This window comes from Sphingomonas bacterium, assembly GCF_903644135.1.
In the GTDB taxonomy this organism is placed as follows: Bacteria; Pseudomonadota; Alphaproteobacteria; order Sphingomonadales; family Sphingomonadaceae; genus Sphingomonas.
In genome coordinates this window covers 1-5,202 of sequence record NZ_CAHJXA010000199.1, presented here as the reverse complement: position 1 = coordinate 5,202, position 5,202 = coordinate 1, and the positions used below count along the sequence as shown (strand labels likewise).

The window sequence follows — 5,202 nt, the reverse complement described above, 5'->3', positions numbered from 1 at the left end:
CGATGTGGCGATCGAGCGAGCGCGACGCGCCGACATTGACCAGCGCTTCGCCCGCCTGCGCGGCGGTGGCGAGGCGGCGGCGCAGCACGCCGTCGGCAACGAAGTCGAGATTTTGCCGCTGCTGGCGCGCGATCGTCCAGGGACCCTCGTCGTGCGGCGTGACCCAGACGAGCTGGTCGGCGTTCGCGGCCTGCGGGTCCTCGACTATCAGCGCCGGCCGCATCGGCTTGTGCGGGCTGCCGTAATCGGGCTCCTCGGGCTTGGGTCCTTCGCCCTGCCAGCCGCTGAACTTGTCGCGCACTACCTGTTCGAGCAGCACCGGATCGGCGTCGCCAACCACCACCACCACCGCGCGCTCCGGGCGATACCAGCGCTTGTACCAGGCGTGGAGCTTGGGTGCGTCGGCGGCGGCGATGGTCTGAGTCGTGCCGATCATCGGGTAGCGCGCCATCTTGGTGCCGGTGAAGGTCAGCGCGCGGTTGGCGTCCTCCAGCTTCTGCGCGAGCGGCGTCATTCGCGCCGAGCGTTCGGCTAGCACCACCTGCTTCTCGACCGTCAGCGCCGATGCGTCGATCTTCGCGGACTGGACCATCTCCGCGACCACGTCCATCGCCAGCGTGTATGAGGCGGCATCGGCCTTGGGCAGGTCGAGTACATAGGTAGTGGCGCGCGGCGAGGTGAAGGCGTTGGTGTCGATGCCGAAGCTCGCGCCCAGCCGCTGCCAGATACGCGACCCCTCGCCGTCGCCATAATGCGCGGTGCCGCGAAACGTCATGTGCTCGATGATGTGGCCCCAGCCGGCCTGCGCATCGTCGCCCATCAGCCCGCCCGCGTCGATCCGCACCCGGATGGCGATGCTGCCGGCGGGTATCACGTTGCGCCGCACCGCATAACGCAGGCCGTTGGCCAGCGTGCCGGTGCGCCAGGCCGGATCGGCGGGAATGTCGCTGCCGACATTCGCCCAGGAGGGCACGCCGACGGGGGCGGGGAGGGTGGACGTGGCGGGTGCAGGGGCGGTCGGCGATGTCACCTGCGCGGTCGCGGAGGTAGCGGTGAGCAGCAGGGCCGGCAGCATCTTCTTCATATTGCGCCTTTTCTGCGAAGCGTCATCCTCACCCTTCCGCGGCGGGCGACGGGAAGGACAAGGGCAAGCCGATGCCCTAGTGGCCCTTCAACTCGTCGCCGACGATGCGCACGATGTGCAGGACGTTGGTCGAGCCCGGCGTCTTGAACGGCACGCCGGCCATGACGATCACCTTGTCGCCCGCCTTGGCCATCTTCTGCCGAAGCGCGATGCGCTTGGCCTTGGCGACCATCTCCTCGAACGACTGGACGTCGCGGGTGGCGACTGCGTGGCAGCCCCAGAGCAGCCCCAGCCGCCGTGCCGTCTCCGCCTTGGGGGTCAGCACGAGGATCGGCACCGACGGCCGCTCGCGCGCGATCCGCCGCGCGGTCGAGCCCGACGTGGTGAAGCAGATGATCGCGGCGACATCGACCGTGCTGGCGATCGACTTCGCCGCCTCAGCCAGCGCATCGGCGGTGGTCGGGTCGGGCTTCATCACCGTGAAGTGCATCCGGTCGCCATGCGCCGGGTCGGCCTCCACCGACACGCCGATCGCGTTCATCATCGCCACCGATTCGACCGGCCATGCCCCCGCCGCGCTCTCCGCCGACAGCATGATCGCGTCGGCCCCGTCATAGATGGCGGTGGCGACGTCGCTGACCTCGGCACGGGTCGGCGACGGGCTGGTGATCATCGATTCGAGCATCTGCGTCGCCACCACCACCGGCCGTCCCTGACGCCGCGCGACCTCGACGATGCGCTTCTGCAGCGGCGGCACCGCCTGCGGCGGCAGCTCGACGCCCAGGTCGCCGCGCGCGACCATGACGCCGTCGCAGGCCTCGACGATCTCGTCGAGGCGGTCGATCGCGGCGGGCTTCTCGATCTTGGCGAGCAGCGCCGCCTTGCCGCCGATCAGCTTCCTGGCTTCCCACAGGTCCTCAGGGCGCTGCACGAACGATAGCGCGATCCAGTCGACCCCCTGCTCGACCGCAAAGGCGAGGTCGCTGCGGTCCTTCTCCGTCAGTGCCGCCATCGGCACCACCACGTCGGGGACGTTCAACCCCTTGTTATCGCTGATCGCGCCGCCAACCTCGACGATCGCCTCGATCCGGTCGGGGCCGTGATCCGACACGCGCAGCACCAGCTTGCCATCGTCGATCAGCAGGCGCGCGCCCGGCTCGATCGCCGCGAAGATCTCGCGATGCGGCAGCTCGACCCGGGTGGCATCGCCGGGCTCGCGCAAGCGGTCGAGGACGAAGGTCGACCCGGTCGCCAGCACCGTCCGCCCGCCGGCGAAGCGGCCGACGCGCAGCTTGGGTCCCTGCAGGTCGGCGAGGATCGTGCTAGGCCGCGAGAACCTTTTCTCCAGCCCGCGTATCGCCTCGATCACCGCGACCTTGGACGCCTGGTCGCCATGGCTCATGTTGACGCGGAAGGCGTCGGCTCCGGCCTGGAACAGGGTGGCGATCATCTCCGGCGTGCTGCTCGCCGGGCCAAGCGTGGCAAGGACGCGAACCTTGCGGGCGCGGGGCGCGACGGTCATGGTCATGGCTAACTCCCTCGCCCATCGGCGTCTTAGCCGCTATTGCCGCCCGATCAATCTTGAAAGCCAGCATGGACCAGCTTGATCAACTGCCCGACGCGGTCGCCGCCGCCGCGTTCCGCCGGCTGGTGCGGCTCCTGCGCCACCGTACCGACGCGCAGAATGTCGACCTGATGGGACTGTCGGGCTTCTGCCGCAACTGCCTGTCCGACTGGATCGAGGAGGCGGGCGGGCTGGACAAGGCGGCGGCGCGGGAGACGGTCTATGGGATGCCGCAAGCCGAGTGGAAGGCGCGCTATCAGGCCGAGGCGACGCCCGAGCAGCTTGCCCGCATGGCCGAGAGCATGGCGAAGAACCTGGCTTGAGCAGGTGATGCTTAACGCCTAGACGCGCGCCCTCATCGAACGAGGGCGGGCACCAATGGCCGAGGAACGGCAAGAAGGCATGGGCGGCGGGCGCGTCGCGGCGGACGAGCTGCGGCTGCTGATCGAGCGCGCCGAGCGGCTGGAGGAAGAGAAGAAGGGCATCGCCGACGACATCAAGGACGTGATGGCGGAGGCCAAGGGCCGCGGCTACGACGCCAAGGCGATCCGCAAGATCATGGCGATCAGGAAGAAGAAGCGCGAGGAGTACCAGGAGGAGGAGGCGATCCTGGAGACGTACATGCAGGCGCTGGGGATGTTGTAACGCGCTACCCCGCCAGCCCGAACGCATCGAACACATGGCTGGGGGCTGCTCGCCCGTGCAGCACCGCCGACACCGCGTCGAGCAGCGGCGTCGCCGCGCCGCCGCCCAGATGCTGCTCAAGGGCGTCGACGGCGCGGACTCCCTCGAACACGAAGTCCGACGCGACCAGGTCGATCGGCACGCCCTTGCCCATCATCAGGCCGATGGTGCGGTTGCGGCTGGTGTCGCATAGCCCGGTCAACAGGATGTCGCCGACCCCGGCAAAGCTCCACAATACCTCCGGCGCGCAGCCGAGCCGGTCGAGCACGCCGCGCAGTTCCTTGATGACCAGCGTCGCCGCCATGAAGGTGGTGTTCTCCGACGGGCCGGTCGAGCCGACCAGCCCGAGCGCGATCGCGTAGACGTTCTTGAGCGCGCTGGCGACGTCGACCGAGCGCGCCGAGCCGATCCGGTCGATCGCCAGCGCCCCCGACCGGGCGAACAGCGCCGCCACCCGGTCGCCGGTCGCCGGGTCATCGGCCCCGCAGGTCATCCCCGACCATTCGCCGAGGAACAGCGGCCGCGAGAAGGTCGGGCCCTTCAGCGCGACATAGCCGACCTGCGGCGCGCGGTCGGCGAACAGCTCGGCAAAGGTGAAATGGCGCGCGTGCAGCCCCTTGATGAGGTTGACGACGACGGTGCCGGGAGCGGCGACCTCGGCGATGCGGCCGGCGTAATCGTCCATCGCCCGGCCGGGAAAGGCCAGGAACAGGATGTCGGCACGCAACGCCGCGTCGACATCGGCGGTGGCCTGGATACCGGGCAGCAGCGGATGGCCTGGAAAAAAGCGCGCGTTGCGCCGGGTCGCCTCGATCGCTGTCGCCTGTTCGGCGGTGCGGCACAGCAGGATGATATCGTTGCCGCCGCGGGCGAGGGCGGTCGCCACCGCGGTGCCGAAAGAGCCGGCACCAAGTACCGCGAGGGAGGGACTGGTCACGCGCCGATCCTAGGCCGGTGGTCAGCCGATGTCGAAGTCGATCCCCTCTGCGCCGGTGATGCGCGCGATCTTGGGCAGGATGTTGGTCATCGCGAAATCGTGCAGCTCGGTGGATCGGCTCGCGGTGACGTCGGCGGCGATCACCACGTCGTAGGACAGCTCCCAGGCCGAGCGGGCGGTCGACTCGACGCCCATGTTGGTGGCGATGCCGCCGATCACCACCGTCTTGACCCCGCGGCGGCGCAGCTGGAGGTCGAGGTCGGTGCCGATGAACGCGCCCCAGTGATGCTTCAGCACGACGATGTCGTCCGGCTCGCGCAAGCCGGAGACGAACTCGCTGAACCCTGGCGGGGTGCTGTCGGGCAGGCTCGGCTCGTCGACCTTCTGGCTCGGTGCCTCGCTGGGGCCGAAGCCGACATGGACGAGCACTACCGGTGCCTCGGCTTCGCGGAAGCGGGCGGCGAGGTTCCTGGCACCTGCAACGACTTCCTCACCGCTGCGTGGCCCCTTCGCCATCGGGACGATGCCCTGCTGCAGGTCGATGAGGATCAGGGCGGTGGTGCGGGGGTCGAGCGTAGGCATAGGGGCATAACCGGCGAACCGTGTCAGGGTTGCAGCGCTGGTCGTCGCTTGTATGGCCGACCCCGAGGAGACGGCGATGATCCCCCGCGAACTGATCGACGTCGCGCCGGTGCCGGGCGGGGAGGAGTTGCGACTGTACCGGCGCGGCGGCGACCACATGATCGTGCTGGGCCGCAACGAGCTGATGAACAGCCGAATGAGCGGCTCCGAGGAGGCGCTGGCGACGATGACCGCGCAGCGGCTGGGCGCGCCGGCGGCGAGGGTGCTGATCGGCGGCTATGGCATGGGCTTCACGCTGCGCGCCGCGCTGGCGGCGTTCGGGGCGGGGGCGGCGGTGACGGTCGCCGAGCT

6 protein-coding genes and 1 pseudogene are annotated in these 5,202 nt (G+C 69.5%); 3 read left to right on the top strand and 4 right to left on the bottom strand.

Features of this window, described 5'->3' with window-relative positions; translation table 11 throughout:
* Both HUU96_RS10775 and pyk read right to left on the bottom strand, forming a co-directional pair.
* Positions 1–1,075: M16 family metallopeptidase (locus tag HUU96_RS10775; RefSeq protein ID WP_174292804.1), on the bottom strand; the 1,075-nt coding region annotated here is incomplete at its 3' end.
* Between the two features lie 85 nt (positions 1,076–1,160).
* The gene (gene pyk, locus HUU96_RS10770) at positions 1,161–2,612 is read right to left on the bottom strand and encodes a pyruvate kinase (RefSeq protein ID WP_174292803.1); all 1,452 of its coding nucleotides are present in this window, start codon (positions 2,610–2,612) and stop codon (positions 1,161–1,163) included.
* 65 nt (positions 2,613–2,677) lie between these two features.
* On the opposite strand from pyk, the gene HUU96_RS10765 reads away from it, so the two are divergent.
* Complete coding sequence (locus HUU96_RS10765) at positions 2,678–2,971, top strand: DUF1244 domain-containing protein (RefSeq protein WP_174292802.1); 294 nt, start codon at positions 2,678–2,680, stop codon at positions 2,969–2,971.
* A gap of 79 nt (positions 2,972–3,050) precedes the next feature.
* Positions 3,051–3,293: a DUF2312 domain-containing protein gene (locus tag HUU96_RS10760; protein WP_217430315.1), complete on the top strand. Its 243-nt coding sequence runs from the start codon at positions 3,051–3,053 to the stop codon at positions 3,291–3,293.
* 4 nt (positions 3,294–3,297) lie between these two features.
* Here HUU96_RS10760 and HUU96_RS10755 read toward each other — a convergent pair whose 3' ends face one another.
* Together HUU96_RS10755 and HUU96_RS10750 are read right to left on the bottom strand one after the other, a co-directional pair.
* A complete protein-coding gene (locus HUU96_RS10755) occupies positions 3,298–4,269 on the bottom strand; it encodes an NAD(P)H-dependent glycerol-3-phosphate dehydrogenase (RefSeq protein WP_174292800.1) in 972 nt (323 codons plus the stop codon).
* A 21-nt stretch (positions 4,270–4,290) separates the two neighbouring features.
* Entirely contained in the window at positions 4,291–4,851 is a 561-nt protein-coding gene (locus HUU96_RS10750; RefSeq protein ID WP_174292799.1) for a hydrolase, read from the bottom strand.
* A gap of 76 nt (positions 4,852–4,927) precedes the next feature.
* On the opposite strand from HUU96_RS10750, the pseudogene HUU96_RS10745 reads away from it, so the two are divergent.
* Positions 4,928–5,202: pseudogene (locus HUU96_RS10745) on the top strand (spermidine synthase); the annotation flags it as partial.